An 18,478-nucleotide genomic window follows, 5' to 3' on the forward strand; every position below is an offset into this window, starting at 1 on the left:
ACAGCGCGGAAGCGGGAGTGGGACGTGACTGGCTGGCAGTTCTGGGTCGACAGGGGCGGCACCTTCACGGACATCGTCGCGCGGCGCCCCGACGGGCGGCTGCTCACGCACAAGCTCCTGTCGGACAACCCGTCCCGTTACGCCGACGCGGCCGTCGCCGGCATCCGTGAATTACTGGATTCCGCTTCCGACGCCACCGACGCCACCGATGCGTCCGACGTCCCCGACGGCACGGCGGACGTCCGCATCGACGCCGTCCGTATGGGCACCACCGTCGCCACCAACGCCCTCCTGGAGCGCAAGGGCGAGCCCACCGCCCTGGTGATCACCCGCGGCTTCGGCGACGCCCTGCGCATCGCCTACCAGAACCGCCCCCACATCTTCGCCCGCGAGATCGTCCTCCCGGAGCTGCCGTACGACCGGGTCATCGAGGCCGACGAGCGGGTCACCGCCGAAGGGGAGGTCCTGCGGGCCCCCGACCTCGAACAGCTCGCCGGACCGCTGCGCCAGGCCCACGAGGACGGCATCCGGGCCGTCGCCGTGGTCTGCATGCACAGCCACCTGTACCCCGCCCACGAGCGGGCCATCTCGGAACTGGCCGTCCGTACGGGCTTCGAGCAGGTCTCACTCTCCAGCGAGGTCAGCCCGCTGATGAAGCTGGTGCCGCGCGGCGACACGGCGGTCGTCGACGCCTATCTGTCGCCCGTCCTTGACCGCTACATCCAGCATGTGGCCGACGAACTCGACGGCGTACGGCTGATGTTCATGCAGTCGAACGGCGGCCTCACCGAAGCGGGCCAGTTCCGCGGCAAGGACGCGATCCTGTCCGGGCCGGCGGGCGGCATCGTGGGCATGGCCCGCATGTCGCAGCGCGCGGGCTTCGACCGCGTCATCGGCTTCGACATGGGCGGCACATCCACGGACGTGTCGCACTACGCGGGCGAGTACGAGCGGGTCTTCACCACACAGATCGCGGGCGTACGACTGCGCGCGCCGATGCTGGACATCCACACCGTCGCGGCGGGCGGCGGCTCCGTGCTCCACTTCGACGGCAGCCGCTACCGCGTGGGCCCCGACTCGGCGGGCGCGGCCCCGGGCCCGGCGAGCTACCGGAACGGCGGTCCGCTCACCGTCACCGACGCCAACGTCGCCCTCGGACGCGTCCAACCCGCCCACTTCCCGCGGGTGTTCGGGCCGGACGGCGACCAGCCGCTCGACGAGGTGCTCGTGCGGGACCGCTTCACCGCGCTGGCCCGCGACATCAGCGAGCACACCGGCGACGACCGCACCCCGGAGCAGGTCGCCGAGGGATATCTGCAGATCGCCGTCGCCGACATCGCGGCCGCCGTCAAGCGCATCTCGGTCCAGAAGGGCCACGACATCACCCGCTACGCCCTGACGACGTTCGGTGGCGCGGGCGGCCAGCACGCCTGCATGGTCGCCGACTCGCTGGGCATCCGCACCGTCCTCGTGCCCCCCATGGCCGGAGTGCTCTCCGCGCTGGGCATCGGACTCGCCGACACCACCGCGATGCGCGAGCAGTCCGTGGAGGCCCGCCTCGAACCATCGGCGATGCCGCGTGTCCTGAAGACCGCCGACGACCTGGAGGAAGCGGCCCGCGCCGAACTCCTCGCCGAGGACGTGCCGGAGGACCGCATCCGCGTCACCCGCCGCGCCCAACTGCGTTACGACGGCACCGACACCACCCTCACCGTGGAGCTCACCGAGCCGGACAGCATGATCCGTGTCTTCGAGGAACGCCACCGCACCACCTACTCCTTCACCCTGGACCGCCCTGTCGTCGTCGAGGCGCTCTCCGTGGAGGCCACCGGCCTGACCGAACAGCCCGACCTCTCCGTGCTCGCCGGCGACACACGCCGAGGCACCGCGCGGACCGTCAGCCTGCACACGGGCGGCACCTGGCGCGAGGTGCCCTTGCACCGCCGCGAGGAACTGCCGTACGGCGAGACCGTCGACGGACCCGCGATCATCACCGAGGCCAGCTCCACGACGGTCGTGGACGACGGCTGGCAGGCGGCCATGTCACGCGAGGGACACCTGGTCATGGAACGTGTGGCGGTGCCCGAGGGTTCCGCAGCGAGCACCGAGGCCGACCCCGTACTCCTCGAAGTCTTCAACAACCTCTTCATGTCGATCGCCGAGCAGATGGGCGCCCGTCTGGAGTCCACGGCACAGTCGGTCAACATCAAGGAGCGGCTCGACTTCTCGTGCGCGCTCTTCGACCCGGACGGCAACCTGGTCGCCAACGCGCCCCACATCCCGGTGCACCTGGGCTCGATGGGCACCAGCGTAAAGGAGGTGATCCAGCGCCGAGGCAGCAGCATGCGCCCCGGGGACACCTACGCGGTCAACGACCCCTATCACGGCGGAACCCACCTCCCGGACGTCACCGTCATCACGCCCGTCTTCGACGCGCCGGGGGAGCGGGAGACCTCGGGGGAGCGGGAGACCCCGGGGGAGCGGGTCCTCTTCTACGTGGCGTCGCGCGGGCATCACGCGGAGATCGGCGGCATCGCCCCCGGTTCCATGCCGGCCAACAGCCGCACCATCGAGGAGGAGGGCATCCTCTTCGACAACTGGCTCCTCGTGGAGGGCGGCCGCCTCCGAGAGGCCGAGACCCTGAGCCTGCTCACCGACGCCCCCTACCCCTCCCGCAACCCGGTCACCAACCTCGCCGACCTGCGCGCCCAGATCGCCGCCAACCAGAAGGGCGTCGACGAAGTAGGCCGCATGATCGAGAACTTCGGGCTCGACGTCGTGCAGGCCTACATGCGGCACGTACAGGACAACGCCGAAGAAGCGGTACGCCGAGTCATCGACGCACTAGAAGAGGGCGAGTTCGCCTATCCGACGGACTCGGGGGCAGTCATCCGCGTCCGTGTCTCCGTGGACCGCGAAGCCCGCTCGGCGACCATCGACTTCACCGGTACGTCGGGCCAGCTCGCGACGAACTTCAACGCGCCCTTCGCGGTGGTCAACGCCGCGGTCCTGTACGTCTTCCGCACCCTGGTTGCCGAGGACATCCCGCTCAATGACGGCTGCCTGCGCCCCCTGCGCATCGTCGTGCCGCCGGGCTCGCTGCTGGCGCCCGAGCCGCCGGCGGCCGTGGTCGCCGGGAACGTCGAGACGTCGCAGGCGATCACCGGCGCCCTCTACGGAGCCCTGGGCGTCCAGGCCGAGGGCTCCGGGACGATGAACAACGTCACCTTCGGCAACGACCGCCACCAGTACTACGAGACCGTGGCCTCCGGTTCCGGTGCGGGCGACGGCTTCGACGGCGCCTCCGTCGTCCAGACCCACATGACCAACTCCCGGCTCACCGACCCCGAAGTCCTCGAATGGCGCCTGCCCGTGCTCCTGGAGGAGTTCGCCGTGCGCCGGGGGAGTGGCGGCACCGGGACGTGGCGCGGCGGGGACGGGGCCGTGCGCCGCATCCGCTTCCGCGAGCCCATGACGGTATCCACGCTCTCGCAGCACCGCAGGGTGGCCCCGTACGGCATGGCGGGCGGCAGCCCCGGAGCGCTCGGCGCGGGCCGCGTGGAGCGTGCCGACGGCGGCGTCCAGGAGCTGGACGGCAGCGACTTCGCGGACGCCGGCCCCGGCGACGTACTCGTGATCGAAACCCCAGGCGGCGGCGGATACGGTCCGGCCCCGCGCGACAGCGGTGCGGCAAGCGCACCCCCCGAAGCAACTGATACTGATCCAGGAGAAGCGAGCGATGATCTTCAAGCGTGCTGAGCGCGGCAAGGCCCCCGTCGAGCCGGTGACGCTGAAGATCCTGGTGGCGGGCGGCTTCGGCGTCGGCAAGACGACCCTCGTCGGCGCCGTCAGCGAGATCAAACCGCTGCGCACCGAGGAGCTGCTCAGCGAGGCGGGCCGCCCGGTCGACGACACCAGCGGCGTCTCGGACAAGCACACCACCACCGTCGCCATGGACTTCGGGCGCATCACGCTCCGCGAGGACCTGGTCCTCTACGTCTTCGGCACCCCGGGCCAGGACCGCTTCTGGTTCCTCTGGGACGAACTGGCCACCGGGGCGCTGGGTGCCGTGGTCCTCGCGGACACCCGCCGCCTGGAGGACTGCTTCGCGGCCGTCGACTACTTCGAGCGCCGCTCCATACCCTTCGTCGTGGGCGTCAACTGCTTCGAGGGCGCGTCGCGTTACCCCGCCGATGCCGTGCGGCAGGCGCTCGACCTCGACCCCGGTGTTCCCGTGCTGATGTGCGACGCGCGCGAGCGGCAGTCCGTCAAGGAGGTCCTCATCGGGGTCGTCCAGCACGCGATGGCGGTCGCCGCCGCGGCCAGGGAGCCCGCGACCACCTGAGCGGGTGCGTGCGTGCACAGCCGCGGCCCGTACCCCCACCGAACGGGGTACGGGCCGCGGTCATCCTCGGCTCAGCTCGCGCCGTCCTCGTGCCAGCCGAAGCTCCGCTCCACCGCCTTGTGCCAGTTGTTGTACTCGCGCTCGCGGGCCTCCGTGTCCATCACCGGCGTCCACTCGACGTCCTGCTGCCAGTGCGCCTTCAGCTCGTCGAGGTCGTTCCACACACCGGTCGCCAGACCGGCGGCGTACGCGGCACCCAGACACGTCGTCTCGGAGACCTTCGGCCGGATCACCGGCACCCCGAGCACGTCCGCCTGGTGCTGCATCAGCAGATTGTTCTTGGTCATGCCGCCGTCCACCTTCAGGGTCCGCAGCTGCACCCCGGAGTCCTGGTACATCGCGTCGACGACCTCGCGGGTCTGCCAGCTGGTCGCCTCCAGGACGGCGCGCGCCAGATGCGCCTTGGTCACGTAACGGGTGAGTCCGGTGACGACACCGCGCGCGTCGGAGCGCCAGTAGGGCGCGAAGAGGCCGGAGAACGCGGGCACGATGTACGCGCCGCCGTTGTCCTCCACGCTCGCGGCGAGCGTCTCGATCTCGTCCGCGCTGCGGATGATGCCGAGCTGGTCGCGGAACCACTGCACCAGGGCGCCGGTGATCGCGATGGCCCCTTCGAGGCAGTAGACGGGCGCCTCGGAGCCGATCTTGTAGCCCATCGTGGTGAGCAGCCCGTTCTTCGAGGGGACGGGCCGGTTACCGGTGTTGAGCAGCAGGAAGCTCCCGGTTCCGTACGTGTTCTTCGCCGTCCCCGTGTCGTAGCACGCCTGCCCGAAGATGGCCGCCTGCTGGTCGCCGAGCGCGGAGGCGACCGGCACACCGGAGAGCTGCCCGACCGCCATGCCGTAGACCTCCGCCGACGACCTGATCTCGGGGAGGACCGCCTCGGGGACGTTCATCGCGGCCAGGATCGACTGGTCCCACTGAAGGGTCGCCAGGTTCATCAGCATGGTGCGCCCGGCGTTGGTGACGTCCGTGACGTGTACGCCGCCGTCCGTGCCGCCGGTGAGATTCCAGATCAGCCAGGAATCGATGGTGCCGAAGGCTATCTCGCCGCGCTCGGCGCGGGCCCGCAGCCCCGGCACGTTGTCGAGCAGCCAGGCCGCCTTCGGCCCGGAGAAGTAGCTCGCGAGCGGCAGCCCGGTCTGCTCCCGGAACCGGTCCTGGCCGTCCGCACCGCCCAGTTCGTTGCAGAGAGCCGACGTCCGGGTGTCCTGCCAGACGATCGCGTTGTGCACGGGCTTGCCGGTCGCGCGGTCCCACAGGACCGTCGTCTCGCGCTGGTTGGTGATGCCGAGGGCACTGATCTGGTCGGTGCGGAGCCCGGCCTTGGCGATCGCTCCCGCGACCACGGCCTGCACCTTGGACCAGATCTCGGTGGCGTCGTGCTCGACCCACCCCGGCTTGGGGAAGATCTGGCGGTGTTCCCGCTGGTCGACGGCGACGATCTCGCCCGCGTGGTTGAAGATGATGCAGCGGCTGGAGGTGGTGCCCTGGTCGATGGCGGCGACGAACTTCTCGGAGTTGTCCGGCATGGCTACCCCTAGCGTCAGAAGGCTACGTTGTAGATGAGACCTGCGAGCGCTCCGCCGATCAGCGGCCCGGCCACGGGGACCCAGGCGTAACTCCAGTCGGACGTGCCCTTGTTCGGGATCGGCAGGAACGTGTGCACGATGCGCGGGCCCAGGTCACGGGCCGGGTTGATGGCGTAGCCCGTGGGCCCGCCGAGCGAGAGGCCGATGCCGACGACCAGGAAGGCCACGATCAGCGTCTGCGTGCCGGATTCGCCGAGCCCCTTGGTGAGCCCGAAGGCGAGGATGGGCAGCACCAGGGCGATGGTCGCGATGATCTCCGTGACGAGGTTGGCGACCGGGTTCCGGATCTCCGGGATGGTCGAGAAGATGCCGAGGGTCGGCGTCGGCTCGTGCGCGCTCGTCACCTTGTCCTTGAGGTTCCCGGAGACGTTGGCGTTGAACTGCGCGTAGTACACGAGATACGCGAGTACGGCGCCGAGCATCGCGCCGACCATCTGCCCGAGCAGATAGATCCAGACCTTGCCCCACTCCTCGGTGTCGATCGCGATGCCGAGGGTGACGGCGGGGTTGAGATGACCACCGGAGAGGGGTCCCGCGGTGTACGCGCCCGCGAGCACGCCGAAGCCCCATCCGAAGGCGATGACGACCCATCCGGAGGCTTTCGCCTTCGAATGGCTCAAGGTGACGGCGGCACATACGCCGGCGCCGAAAAGAATCAGGATCGCGGTGCCGATGATCTCACCGACGAAGATGTCCCCATTCGAGTACATGGCGGCTCCTAGGCCCTCGCCCGGGGCGGTGGCCCCGGTACTCCGTGCTGGGTGCGTTCCACGACTACTGCCTGGCTTTGCCCGGTGACTTCAGCCGAAGGCAGGGGTGTCCCGCGCCCCGCCCGGCTTCCATGGCGAGCGTGCCGTCGCAGTCGAATCGCCCAGAGGGGGATGACCCGCTGAACAGGCCCTTCGTGCAGACCCTTCGCGCGTACAGGGGCCCTGAATGGCGCGGAGCCGAAGTGCGGCGATGCCGACTGACACCGGAAGTGTTCACCGGTGGTGATGGAGCGTCAAGGTCGCGGACGGCAACGGTTAACCGGCGTACGCCCTTCCCCTGCGAGGCGCCCGTGGTCTTCCGCGCGGCGAGCGCGGAAGGGCCGGTGACGGCGGTCAGCGCACCGCGACCACCGCGGAGCCATGCCCGAACAGCCCTTGATTCGCGGTGATCCCCGTACGCGCCCCCGTGACCTGCCGCGCCCCCGCCGTTCCCCTCAACTGCCATGTCAGCTCGCACACTTGGGCGATGGCCTGCGCCGGAACGGCCTCTCCGAAGGAGGCGAGTCCGCCACTGGGGTTCACCGGTATGCGCCCGCCCGGAGCGGTTGCCCCCTCCCGCAGCAGCTTGGCTCCCTCGCCCTCGCCGCAGAGCCCCAGATCCTCGTACCACTGCAGTTCGAGAGCGGTGGAGAGGTCGTAGACCTCCGCCAAGGAGAGCTCGTCGGGCCCGATGCCCGCCTCTTCGTACGCGGCGTGCGCGATGGAGGCACGGAAGGTCCCGTCGGCCGGCGCCACGACGGCCGCGGAGTCCGTCGCGATGTCCGGCAGGTCCAGGACGGTGGTCGGGTACGTCGGCGTCACCGTGGCCACGGCCCGAATGCGCACGGGGCTGCTCGCGCCGTGCCGCCGGGCGAAATCCATGCTGGAGAGCACGAGCGCCGCCGCTCCGTCGGAGGTCGCGCAGATGTCGAGCAGCCGCAAGGGGTCGGCGACGACGGCCGATGCGGCCACCTCGTCGGCGCTGACGGTCTTGCGGTAGCGCGCGTTCGGATTGAGCGCCCCCGCCGCCGCGTTCTTCACCTTGACCTGGGCGAAGTCCTCCAGGGTGTCGCCGTGCAGTGCCATCCTCCGGCGTGCGTAGAGGCCGAAGTACGTGGGGTTGGTGGCGCCGAGGAGGCGGAAGCGCAGCCAGTCCGGGTCGTCGTGCCGGTCCCCTCCTGCGGGCCGGAAGAACCCCTTGGGAGCGGCGTCCGCCCCGACCACGAGGACGACGTCGGCGAGGCCCGCGAGGATCTGCGTACGCGCCGTGTTGATCGCCTGGGCTCCGGACGCGCACGCCGCGTACACGCTGGCGACCCGCGCGCCCTGCCAGCCGAGCGCCTTCGCGAACGTCGCCCCCGCCACATACCCGGGATAGCCGCCGCGGACCGTGTCCGCCCCGACGACGGACCCCACGTCACGCCAGTCCACTCCGGCGTCGGCGAGCGCCGCGCGGGCCGCCGCCGTGCCGTACTCGACGAAGCTCCTGCCCCACTTGCCCCACGGGTGCATGCCCGCACCGAGCACCGCCACCTCGCTGGTCATGCGCCCACCCCCACCGGCCGCCAGTACCACGTCGTCGCCGAGCCCTCGGCGGCGTCACCCTCCCCGTCCTCGTCGCCCTCCTCGTCCAGCACGCCGGCGACGATCTCCACCTCCATGCCGACCTCCAGGTCGGAGACGGTGACTCCGGGGATCGCCTGGCCGAGCACCACCATCCGCTCCGCCTCCAGCTCTACAGCGATCAACGCGTAGGGCTGCCACGGAAGTTCCGGATCGGAGACATAGGGCGCGGGCGGGCGATAACGGCTGTCCGTGTACGACCAGACGCGCCCGCGCCGGGAGAGCGGCACCTCTTCGAGGTCGCCGCCCGAGCATCCGGGATTGCGGCAGAAGCCGTCCTCGCGGGGGAAGAAGACACAGGCGCAGGCCGAGCAGCGCGTGCCCAGAAGGCGGAAGTTGTCTCCCTCCCCGGCGAACCATCCGGTCACCACGGGAGTACGCGTACGCGACAAGGCTCCTCCACGACACTGGATCTGACGGAACGTCAGAAGTGTGCCACGGGCAACCGGACCCCGTCAGTAGCGCGGCACCCGCTACTTCCCCTGCAGCGAACGACGTGCCACGGGGAAGTCGAAGTAGGTGTCAGGGAAGAGCTCGGGCTTGTACGTGAAGTGCCACCACTCCTCCGGAAGGTTGACGAAGCCGACCTTGGTCAGCGCGCCCCGCAGCAGATCGCGGTTGGCGCGCTGCTTGCCGGTGATCCGGGGGTCGTCGGTGTGGGACAGGGTGTCGAAGCAGTCGAACCCCGTCCCCATGTCCAGGGAGTTGTCGGGGAAGCGTTCGCCCTTGGGCCCGTAGCAGGGCGTGAGGGGCTCTCCGGGGACGTACGGCCGCGTGGGCAGGGCGGGCAGCTTCACGACCGTCAGATCGAGCGTCGAGCCACGGCTGTGCCCGGACTTCGCCGCGATGTAACCGTCCTCGAACAACCGCGACTTGTCGACATGGGGATAGAACTCCGCCTTCATGCGTGTGTCGCCGAGGTCCTCGGCCCAGCGCACGAACTGGTCGACCGCCCGCTGCGGCCGGTAACAGTCGTACACCTTCAGCGAGTAGCCCTTGCGCAGCAGCGTGCGCTGGGCCTTGTGCAGCGCCTTCGCCGCGGGCTCGGTGAGGATGCACATCGGCTTCTTGTAGCCGTCGATGGGCACACCCACGAAGTTGTGCGGCGTGAGATAGCGCATCTCCTGGATGATCGTCGGGTCGACGTCCCGCAAGGCCACGAACTCATCGGGCGCCTTGGGTTCGGGCTTGGCGTGGGCGGGCGCGGAGACGGCGGCCACGGCGACGAGCGCGGTGGCGGTGACGGCGATTTTCCGCAGTGCGGGGGCAATTCCTGTCATGAACCCTGCATCTATCAGGATCCGGTCCCGGAGCGAAAGACCGGCACCGGAGTAAGCGAAAGACCGGCACCGGAGCATCGGACAGAGATCGGATACAGTCCGCGGCGTGTCCGCATCCCAGCACCACGCCATACCCGCCCCGGGCTCCCACTGTTCGAGCTGCGGAGCCCCCTACGGGGAGCATCGTCCCGCCTGGCCCCGCACCTGCGCAGCCTGCGGCACGGTGGCCTACCGCAACCCGCTGCCCGTAGCGGTGGCGCTGCAGCCCGTGTACGACACCAAAGGCACCGCCCTCGTCGTCGTGACCCGCACCATCGCCCCCGCGCGCGGGGCAGTGGCCCTGCCCGGAGGGTTCGTCGACGACCGGGAGGACTGGCGGGACGCCGTCGTCCGCGAACTCCGGGAGGAGACCGGCATCGGCGCGCAGAGCCGCGACGTCCGCCTCGCGGACGCGCTCAGCGCACCCGACGGCTACCTGCTGCTCTTCGGCCTCCTGCCCGAGCGCCCGGCGGCCGAGCTGCCGGACCCCGTGCCCACGGCGGAGACCGAAGGCTGGCACCTGCTGCACCGCCCGGCCGAACTCGCCTTCCCCCTGCACACACTGGCGGTGCGCGCCTGGTTCGAAGGGCGCTACATCTGACGCGGCGAGCTTCCCCGCACCGTCACCGGCAGCCCCACGTCGCCCGCCTCCGCGCCGTCCCGCTCGACCACCACCTGCTCGCCCACCCACCGTGCGGCGAACCGCTCGATCTCCGGCTCCTCCCACCCGTCACCCGCGTCCCTGACCACAAGGCCACCTCCCGTACGCCCCGGCGCCGGAGCCCACACCTCCAGCTCGAGCCCACCGTCGGCGCCCCGCACCGGCAGCACCGCGCCCGCCCGCGCCAGCACCGGGACACGGGACAGCGGAGCCTCCAGGAGGACCCTGGCCGGGCCCTCGTACGCCTGGCACGTCGCCGTGTCGTACCAACGGCCCGGCGGCAGCCGGACCGTGCGGCGGACGGCCCCCGGCTCGAACACCGGCGCCACCAACAGACAGTCCCCGAGCAGAAACGCGTCCTCGCAGTCACGCAGCCCCCGGTCCTCCGGACTGCCCCACCACAGGGGGCGCACATACGGCGTTCCCGTACGCCGGGCCAAATGCGCGAGCGTCACGAAGTACGGCAGCAGCCGCCGGCGTTCGCCGAGCGCCACGCGCGCGTGCTCGAGCACCTCGGGACCGAACTCCCAGGGCTCCCTGCGCCCGGCCCGCAACGCGGCATGCGTACGGAACAGCGGCAGATACGAACCGAGCTGGAACCACCGCAGATACAGCTCGGGTGACGGACTGCCGTCGAAGCCGCCCACGTCAGGGCCCGAGTACGGCACACCGCACAGCCCCAGACCGAGCACCAGCGACAACGACGCCCGAAGGCCGGGCCACCCCGTGGCCACATCCCCCGACCACGTCCCTCCGTAGCGCTGCATCCCCGCCCACCCGGAGCGCGAGAACAGGAACGGCCGCTCCTGAGGGTGCAGTTCGACCAGCCCCTCGTACCCTGCGCGCGCCATCCCGAGGCCGTACACGTTGTGCGCCTCACGGTGGTCACCGCCGCGGCCCTCCAGTGCGTGCCGAGCCGAGCGGGGCAGCGTCGGCTCCCCGAAGGCGGCGAAGGACACCGGCTCGTTCATGTCGTGCCAGAAGCCCGCGAACCCCTGGGCGAGCCGCTCCTTGTAGAGACCGCCCCACCACGCCCGCACCCGCGCGTCCGTGAAGTCGGGATACACCGCCTGTCCCGGCCAGACGACCCCGTGCACCGTCCGCCCCGCGGCATCCCGCACGAAAGCGTCCGTAGCGCTGCCGCTGTCGTAGACCTCGTTGCCCGGTTCGGCCTTCACCGCCGGATCGACGATCGACACCAGACGCACGCCGTCCTTGAGCAAGTCGTCCGCCAACTGCGGCAAATGGGGATAGGTCTCCTTGTCTACGGTGAACACCTGATGCGCTTCGTAGTGATCGATGTCCAGATGGACGGCATCCAGCGGCAGCCCCCGATCCCGGTATCCGGCGACGATCCGCCGCACCTCGCGCTCACTGCCGAAGCCCCACCGCGCGTGATGATGGCCGAGCGCCCACGACGGAGGCAGCGCGGGCGGCCCGGTGAGCGAGGCCCAGGCATGCAGCACGCGCGCGGGGGTGCCGACCATGACCCAGCACCGCAGCGGCCCGCCGTCCATGCGCACCTCGCACGAACCCGCCCTGTCGTGCCCCGACCCCGCACCCTCCTCACCCTCACGCACCGACACGGTGCCGTCCCACGTGTTGTCGTGGAACACCAGATGACAGCCGGCATCGGCCACGACGAACTGCACGGGCATGGTGATGTACAGGGGACCGTCCCCCGGCCCGAACGACCCCCCGGGATCGGTGTTCCACAGCCGGTACGTCCCGTTCCGCAGCCGCGGCCCCCGCGCGCGACCCCCGAGCCCGAAGAACCGCGCGTCCGCCGCCACCTGCGAGCGCTGCAGCCAGCGCGTGGCACCCCCGTCCGACTCCCACCAGCGGGGCGGCAGATCACGGCGCAGCATCAGACCACCGGGCGTCCGCAGCTCCACGGCGCCCAGCCGAGAGACGATCACGGTCGCCCGCTCCGACACCACCCGCCAGCCGCCCTCCTTGTCCGGCTCGAGAACGGCCCGCGGATCCGCCTCGGGGCTCCCGCTGACGAGCGCGTACGAAGGGTCGGGCTCCGCACCGTCCCAGCCCCAGAAGATCGCCCCGCCCGTGGTGACCCGCACCCGCAGCTCCGAACGGGCGAACCGCACCACCCCACCCCCGGGCCCCGGCTCCGCCCCCGTCACCGGACCTGGCACCCGCGCGCGCTCGACACCCCGGGGGGCGAGCGCGGCGGCGTCAGCCCGCTGCCTGCGCCAAGAGGACCGCACCGCACGCAACCCCTGCGCCGTACCGGCCAAGCTGACCGCCTTCATCGAACGCACCAGGTCACGACCGTTCATGTTGCTCACCCTGCCACCGAAGAAGCCGCCCGTGTGGATCGTTCAACTGCCGTTCACCTGGGGTGACGGCACATAGTCGCCTCGCCGACTGTGTGAGGCACGCCCTGGTGTCGAAATCGATCACGTGGCATCGTCCCTGTCAGCCGTGTCGCGCGCACAACCAGCACGCGCGCACCACACACGCATACGACGCGTAGAGCCCGGGAGCCGACCCATGTCCTCAGCGAACCCCTCACCGCTCTGGCAGCCCGACCAGGAACGGATCGCCGCCGCGCAGATCACCCGATTCCAGGCATGGGCCGCCGAACGCCACGGAGCACCCGCCGACGGCGGCTACGCAGCCCTGCACCGCTGGTCCGTGGACGAACTGGACACGTTCTGGAAAGCGGTCACCGACTGGTTCGACGTGCGCTTCACGACGCCCTACGCGCGCGTACTCGGCGACCGCTCGATGCCGGGCGCCGAGTGGTTCCCCGGAGCTACGCTCAACTACGCCGAACACGCACTGCGCGCCGCAGAGGACCCTGCGCGCGCGGACGACCCGGCCCTCCTCCATGTGGACGAGACGCACGAGCCGACGGCCACCACCTGGGGCGAGCTGCGCCGCCAGGTCGGCTCCCTGGCGGCAGAGCTGCGCACACTCGGCGTACGCCCCGGAGACCGCGTCAGCGGATACGTCCCGAACATCCCGCAGGCCGTCGTCGCCCTCCTGGCCACCGCGGCCGTCGGCGCCGTATGGACCTCCTGCGCCCCCGACTTCGGCGCACGCAGCGTCCTGGACCGCTTCCAGCAGGTCGAACCGGTCGTCCTGTTCACCGTCGACGGCTACCGCTACGGCGGCAAGGAGCACGACCGTCGCGACGCCGTCGCCGAACTGCGCCGCGAACTGCCCACCCTGCGCGCCGTCGTCCACATCCCGCTGCTCGGCACCGAGGCCCCCGAAGGCGCCCTGGAATGGGCCGACCTCACCGCCTCGGACACGGTCCCGGTCTTCGAACCGGTCCCGTTCGACCACCCCTTGTGGGTGCTCTACTCCTCCGGCACCACCGGCCTGCCCAAGGCCATCGTCCAGTCCCAGGGCGGCATCCTCGTCGAACACCTCAAGCAACTCGGCCTGCACTGCGACCTGGGCCCCGAAGACCGCTTCTTCTGGTACACGTCCACCGGCTGGATGATGTGGAACTTCCTCGTCTCCGGCCTCCTCACCGGCACCACGATCGTCCTCTACGACGGCAGCCCCGGCTACCCCGACACCGGCGCCCAATGGCGCATCGCCGAACGCACGAAGGCCACCCTCTTCGGCACATCGGCGGCGTACGTCATGGCCTGCCGCAAAGCAGGCGTGCACCCCGCCCGCGACTTCGACCTCTCCACCGTCACGTGCGTCGCCACCACCGGCTCCCCGCTCCCGCCCGACGGATTCCGCTGGCTGCACGACGAGTTCGAGGACACCCCCGGCGGCCTGTGGATGGCCTCGGTCAGCGGCGGCACGGACGTCTGCTCCTGCTTCGCCGGAGCCGTCCCCACCCTGCCCGTCCACATCGGCGAGCTCCAGGCCCCCGGCCTCGGCACCGACCTGCAGGCCTGGGACCCCCAGGGCAAGCCCCTCATCGACGAGGTCGGCGAACTCGTGGTCACCAACCCGATGCCCTCCATGCCGATCCACTTCTGGAACGACCCGGACGGCAGCCGGTACCACGACAGCTACTTCGCGACCTATCCCGGCGTCTGGCGCCACGGCGACTGGATCACCGTGACCCCACACGGCTCGGTCGTCATCCACGGCCGCTCCGACTCCACGCTCAACCGCCAGGGCGTACGCATGGGATCGGCCGACATCTACGAAGTCGTCGAGCGCCTCCCGGAGATCCGGGAATCCCTCGTCATCGGCGCCGAACAACCCGACGGCGGCTACTGGATGCCTCTCTTCGTCCACCTGGCCCCCGGCGCCGTCCTCGACGACGGCCTCCGCGACCGCATCAAGCAAGCAATCCGCGCACAGCTCTCCCCGCGCCACGTCCCCGACGAGGTCATCGAGGTCCCCGGCATCCCGCACACCCTCACCGGCAAGCGCATCGAGGTCCCGGTCAAGCGACTGCTCCAGGGCACCGCACTGGCCAAGGCGGTCAACCCCGGCTCGGTGGACAACCTCGACCTGCTCCGCTTCTACGAGGAACTGGCCCGCAAGCGCTCCTGAACTCCCGCCCCGACGCCGTTGTCAGTGCCCACAGTTACTCTGAGTGAGCATTGATCGACGTAACGCCAGGGGGAATCATGACGCGCACCCAGCACACCACGATGCGGCGGGCGCTACGCCGCGAAGTCGCCGGAACCATCGGCCTGTTGGCCGACGAGGACGACTTCGCGGCGATGCGCCGGTACCGCACCTTCACCTTCGACGACCACACGACCTACCTCCGGCAGGCCGAAGGCCTCCTCAGATCACTCGCGTCCGACGGCGGACACACAGCCATCGCCCTCTTCGACCCCGAGGAGTACGCCGAGTACTGCACCGAGGCCGGCCTCGACCCCGACGCCCCGGCCAGCCGCACCCGCTTCACCGCCGAACTCGCCGCCACCGGACCCACCGTGCCGTACGACGGCCGGCCCCTCGCCGATCTCCTCCCCGACCTCGTCGACGAAGCGGTCCGCAAGGCCACCTGGGAGTACGCGACGACGCTCCTGGCCCGCCTCGGCGCCTGCGCGGTCTGCGGCGAGGACATCGGCCGCGAAGCCTTCAACCGGGCATCGGACCTCATCGTCCAACTCCTCGAAAGCCCGGGCCCCGGCTCCCGTCACCTCGTCTGCAGCGTGCCCGCGGCCTCGGAAACACTCCTCGCCGCCCTGCACACGACAGAGGACTCCCACGGCAACACGCAGCTGGACGAGTCCGAGGCCCTGGAGTTCACCACGGTCCTCGCGGCCGGCATCGCCACCCACAGCGCAGCGGGCCTGGTGATGCGCACCATCGCGGACGGCCGACGCGACCGCGTCCAGGGCTGGCGCCTGCACGGCGAACGCCTGCTGCCCCTCACGGCGGCCGAAGTCTTCGACGCCTACTGCACGGACGCGGTGTCCGGAGACCTCGTCGCCCCGGAATCCGGCGTCGACTACTGCGCCGCACCGACCATCGGGAACACGGAGCCCGACGGGAAACACCGCCACTGAACGCGGAGGGGCGCCCCACCCGTGACGGATGGAGCGCCCCTCACACACCTGGTCCCGGCTACTCGCCGGACAGAACGGCCTGCACGGCCTTCCGGGCTTCCTCGGCGCTGTCCGCGGCACGCGCGGCAGCCGCCGCACGCTCGCACTGGGCCAGCGTGTACTTGCCCAGCGTCGCCCGCACGTAAGGAATCGACGCCGCACCCATCGACAGGGAGGTGACACCGAGACCGGTCAGCACACACGCGAGCAGCGGATCGGAGGCCGCCTCGCCACACACGCCACAGCTCTTGCCCTCGGCCCTGGCCGCCTCGGCGGACAGCGCGACCAGGTCGAGCAGCGCGGGCTGCCACGGGTCCTGGAGCCGGGACACGGCACCCACCTGACGGTCGGCGGCAAAGGCGTACTGCGCGAGGTCGTTGGTGCCCAGGGAGAGGAACTCGACCTCCTGGAGGATCGAGCGCGCCCGCAGAGCGGCCGACGGAATCTCCACCATGGCACCGAACTTGGCCTGCAGCCCCGCCTCACGGCACGCGTCGGCGAACGCCTTGGCGTCGATGCGGTCGGCGACCATCGGCGCCATGACCTCGAGGTAGACCGGCAGCCCTTCCACGGCCTTGGCCAGCGCCGTCAGCTGCGTACGCAGCACGTCGGGGTGATCGAGCAGCGACCGCAGCCCGCGCACACCCAGCGCCGGGTTCGGCTCGTCGGCGGGCGTCAGGAAGTCGAGGGGCTTGTCGGCCCCGGCGTCGAGCACACGCACGACGACACGACCCTCGGGGAAGGCTTCGAGCACCTTGCGGTACGCCTCGACCTGCTTCTCCTCCGACGGCGCCTTGGTGCTGTCGTCGAGGAAGAGGAACTCGGTACGGAAGAGACCGACACCCTCGGCCCCGGCCTCCACCGCCGCCGGCACATCCGCCGGACCACCGACGTTGGCGAGCAACGGAACCTTGTGCCCGTCGGACGTCGCGCCGGGACCGGTCGACGCGGCAAGAGCGGCCTTGCGCTCGGCGGCCGAAGCCTCGAGCTGACCCCTCTTCTCCGCACTCGGCTCGACGAAGATCTCTCCGGTGCTGCCGTCCACGGCGACAACCGTGCCCTCGGCCAGCTCACCCGCACCTGGCAGCGCGACGATCGCCGGCACACCGAGCGCACGCGCCAGAATCGCGCTGTGACTCGTCGGCCCGCCTTCCTCGGTGACGAAACCGAGCACCAGCGTCGGGTCGAGCAACGCCGTGTCCGCCGGTGCGAGGTCGCGCGCGATCAGGATGTAGGGCTCGTCGCTGTCCGGAACACCGGGCATCGGAACGCCCAGCAGACGGGCGACGATACGATTCCGCACGTCATCGAGGTCGGCGACGCGACCGGCCATGTACTCACCGGCGCCCGCGAGCAGCTCGCGGTAGTGCGAGAACGCGTCGTAGATCGCGCGCTCCGCCGAGCTGCCGACGGTCACCCGCCGGTCGACGTCCGCCATGAGCTCGGGGTCCTGAGCGATCATGGCCTGCGCCTCGAGCACATGCTGTGCCTCGCCGCCCGCCAGATGGCCACGCGCATTGAGGTCGGCCGCCACAGCTTCCACAGCCTGGCGAGCGCGCCCCTGTTCGCGCTCGGCTTCCTCCGCGGGAATCTGCTTGGCAGGCGGCTCAAGGACCGCCGTCCCCATGTGCCGAACCTCGCCGATCGCCACACCGTGGCTCACGCCGACGCCTCGCAGCGTTGTCTCCATTTCACCGTCTCCGATAGAGCGACGGGCCCAGCCGCCGCGGTGTATGTCGTGCCCGCCGTCAGGGACGGCGATGACGTCACTTCCAGCTGAAGAGAACGTCCCCAGGCTTCACGTCGCCATCCTCCATGAGACCGGAGAGGGACTCGGCAGTGGCCTCGAGCGCCACGATCGGGCAGATCGGAGACTTGCCGGCCGCCTCGACACCGGCCGGGTCCCAGCGCACGATGGACTGACCGCGCTGCACGGTGTCACCCTTGTTGACGAGCAGCTCGAAGCCCTCGCCGTTCAACTGGACAGTGTCGATGCCCAGGTGCGTCAGTACTCCGTGACCCTGGTCGTCCACGACGACGAAGGCATGGGGGTGGAGCGAGACGACGATGCCGTCGACGGGGGCGACAGCCTCGGAGGGCTCACGCGCGGGATCGATGGCCGTGCCGGGCCCGACCATCGCGCCGGAGAAGACGGGGTCCGGTACTGCAGAGAGCCCAATGGCGCGTCCGGCAAGCGGGGACGTCACGCTGGTCATGGCAAGCCTCCCAGGGGGTGGAGATACGTAGCCGCCGTCACTACCTGTCCGGGACGACGCACTGTTCAGAAGAGTAAGTCATAAAAAGTCCCGGTTCCGCGCGAGAGGTCCCGGATGACTGAGTAGGGGCACTGCACAAACGATTTGCGCCCGCCCCAACCGCCCATGTACAGTCGGACTCCTGCCTGAGGCGAGCGACGCGGTCAAGCGTCCGGACTCGGCGGCATCTATCAAGTCAGATCCTAATCCCTGGGTCAGCTTCTGCGTGCTCGCAGATGAGTGGTCGGGGAGCTGAGAAAGTCCTGATAGAGTTTGGACTCGCCGGAAAGGGAAACGCGAAAGCCGAAAGGCCGGAGCGGGAACCGGAAAGGCACCGAGGAAATCGGACACGAAAGAGTCTGATAGAGTC

The 18,478-nt window shown here is 70.3% G+C and carries 13 protein-coding genes; 5 read left to right on the top strand and 8 right to left on the bottom strand.

The genetic code is table 11. The annotated features are described in order from the left end of the window. Positions 1-24: 24 nt before the first annotated feature. Positions 25-3,759 carry a hydantoinase B/oxoprolinase family protein gene (locus AB0I66_RS30300; protein WP_363211113.1) on the top strand — a complete coding sequence of 1,245 codons (3,735 nt, stop codon included), beginning with the start codon at positions 25-27 and terminating at the stop codon, positions 3,757-3,759. Next, positions 3,740-4,345: an ATP/GTP-binding protein gene (locus AB0I66_RS30305; protein ID WP_363211114.1), complete on the top strand. Its 606-nt coding sequence runs from the start codon at positions 3,740-3,742 to the stop codon at positions 4,343-4,345. The genes AB0I66_RS30300 and AB0I66_RS30305 overlap by 20 nt, the downstream gene beginning before the upstream one ends. A 71-nt stretch (positions 4,346-4,416) precedes the next feature. On the opposite strand, the gene glpK is transcribed toward AB0I66_RS30305, so the two are convergent. From glpK to AB0I66_RS30330, 5 genes are all read right to left on the bottom strand, one after another. Beyond that, entirely contained in the window at positions 4,417-5,937 is a 1,521-nt protein-coding gene (glpK, locus tag AB0I66_RS30310; RefSeq protein WP_363211115.1) for a glycerol kinase GlpK, read from the bottom strand. Between the two features lie 14 nt (positions 5,938-5,951). After that, positions 5,952-6,707, bottom strand: a complete 756-nt coding sequence (locus tag AB0I66_RS30315; protein WP_363211116.1) for an MIP/aquaporin family protein — start codon at positions 6,705-6,707, stop codon at positions 5,952-5,954. Between the two features lie 393 nt (positions 6,708-7,100). Beyond that, complete coding sequence (locus tag AB0I66_RS30320; RefSeq protein ID WP_363211117.1) at positions 7,101-8,291, bottom strand: lipid-transfer protein; 1,191 nt, start codon at positions 8,289-8,291, stop codon at positions 7,101-7,103. Continuing rightward, positions 8,288-8,740, bottom strand: coding sequence for a zinc ribbon domain-containing protein (locus AB0I66_RS30325; protein ID WP_363211162.1), 453 nt, complete (start codon positions 8,738-8,740; stop codon positions 8,288-8,290). Before AB0I66_RS30325 ends, AB0I66_RS30320 begins: the two co-directional genes overlap by 4 nt. Before the next feature lie 102 nt (positions 8,741-8,842). Next, the gene (locus tag AB0I66_RS30330; protein ID WP_363211118.1) at positions 8,843-9,649 is read right to left on the bottom strand and encodes a M15 family metallopeptidase; all 807 of its coding nucleotides are present in this window, start codon (positions 9,647-9,649) and stop codon (positions 8,843-8,845) included. 106 nt (positions 9,650-9,755) lie between these two features. Here AB0I66_RS30330 and AB0I66_RS30335 point away from each other — a divergent pair, with 106 nt between their 5' ends. Further along, the gene (locus tag AB0I66_RS30335; RefSeq protein ID WP_363211119.1) at positions 9,756-10,289 is read left to right on the top strand and encodes an NUDIX domain-containing protein; all 534 of its coding nucleotides are present in this window, start codon (positions 9,756-9,758) and stop codon (positions 10,287-10,289) included. On the opposite strand, the gene AB0I66_RS30340 is transcribed toward AB0I66_RS30335, so the two are convergent. Next, a complete protein-coding gene (locus AB0I66_RS30340) occupies positions 10,280-12,646 on the bottom strand; it encodes a TIM-barrel domain-containing protein (protein WP_363211120.1) in 2,367 nt (788 codons plus the stop codon). The genes AB0I66_RS30335 and AB0I66_RS30340 overlap by 10 nt on opposite strands. Positions 12,647-12,860: 214 nt before the next feature. On the opposite strand from AB0I66_RS30340, the gene AB0I66_RS30345 reads away from it, so the two are divergent. Both AB0I66_RS30345 and AB0I66_RS30350 read left to right on the top strand, forming a co-directional pair. Continuing rightward, positions 12,861-14,843: an acetoacetate--CoA ligase gene (locus AB0I66_RS30345; protein WP_363211121.1), complete on the top strand. Its 1,983-nt coding sequence runs from the start codon at positions 12,861-12,863 to the stop codon at positions 14,841-14,843. Positions 14,844-14,920: 77 nt separating this feature from the next. Next, positions 14,921-15,814 carry a hypothetical protein gene (locus AB0I66_RS30350; protein WP_363211122.1) on the top strand — a complete coding sequence of 298 codons (894 nt, stop codon included), beginning with the start codon at positions 14,921-14,923 and terminating at the stop codon, positions 15,812-15,814. Positions 15,815-15,872: 58 nt separating this feature from the next. Here AB0I66_RS30350 and ptsP read toward each other — a convergent pair whose 3' ends face one another. Next, the gene (gene ptsP / locus AB0I66_RS30355) at positions 15,873-17,543 is read right to left on the bottom strand and encodes a phosphoenolpyruvate--protein phosphotransferase (protein ID WP_363211123.1); all 1,671 of its coding nucleotides are present in this window, start codon (positions 17,541-17,543) and stop codon (positions 15,873-15,875) included. A 76-nt stretch (positions 17,544-17,619) separates the two neighbouring features. Next, a complete protein-coding gene (locus tag AB0I66_RS30360; protein WP_363211124.1) occupies positions 17,620-18,069 on the bottom strand; it encodes a PTS glucose transporter subunit IIA in 450 nt (149 codons plus the stop codon). Positions 18,070-18,478 lie beyond the last annotated feature (409 nt).

The organism is Streptomyces sp. NPDC050439 (assembly GCF_040655335.1).
Classification (GTDB): Bacteria; Actinomycetota; Actinomycetes; order Streptomycetales; family Streptomycetaceae; genus Streptomyces.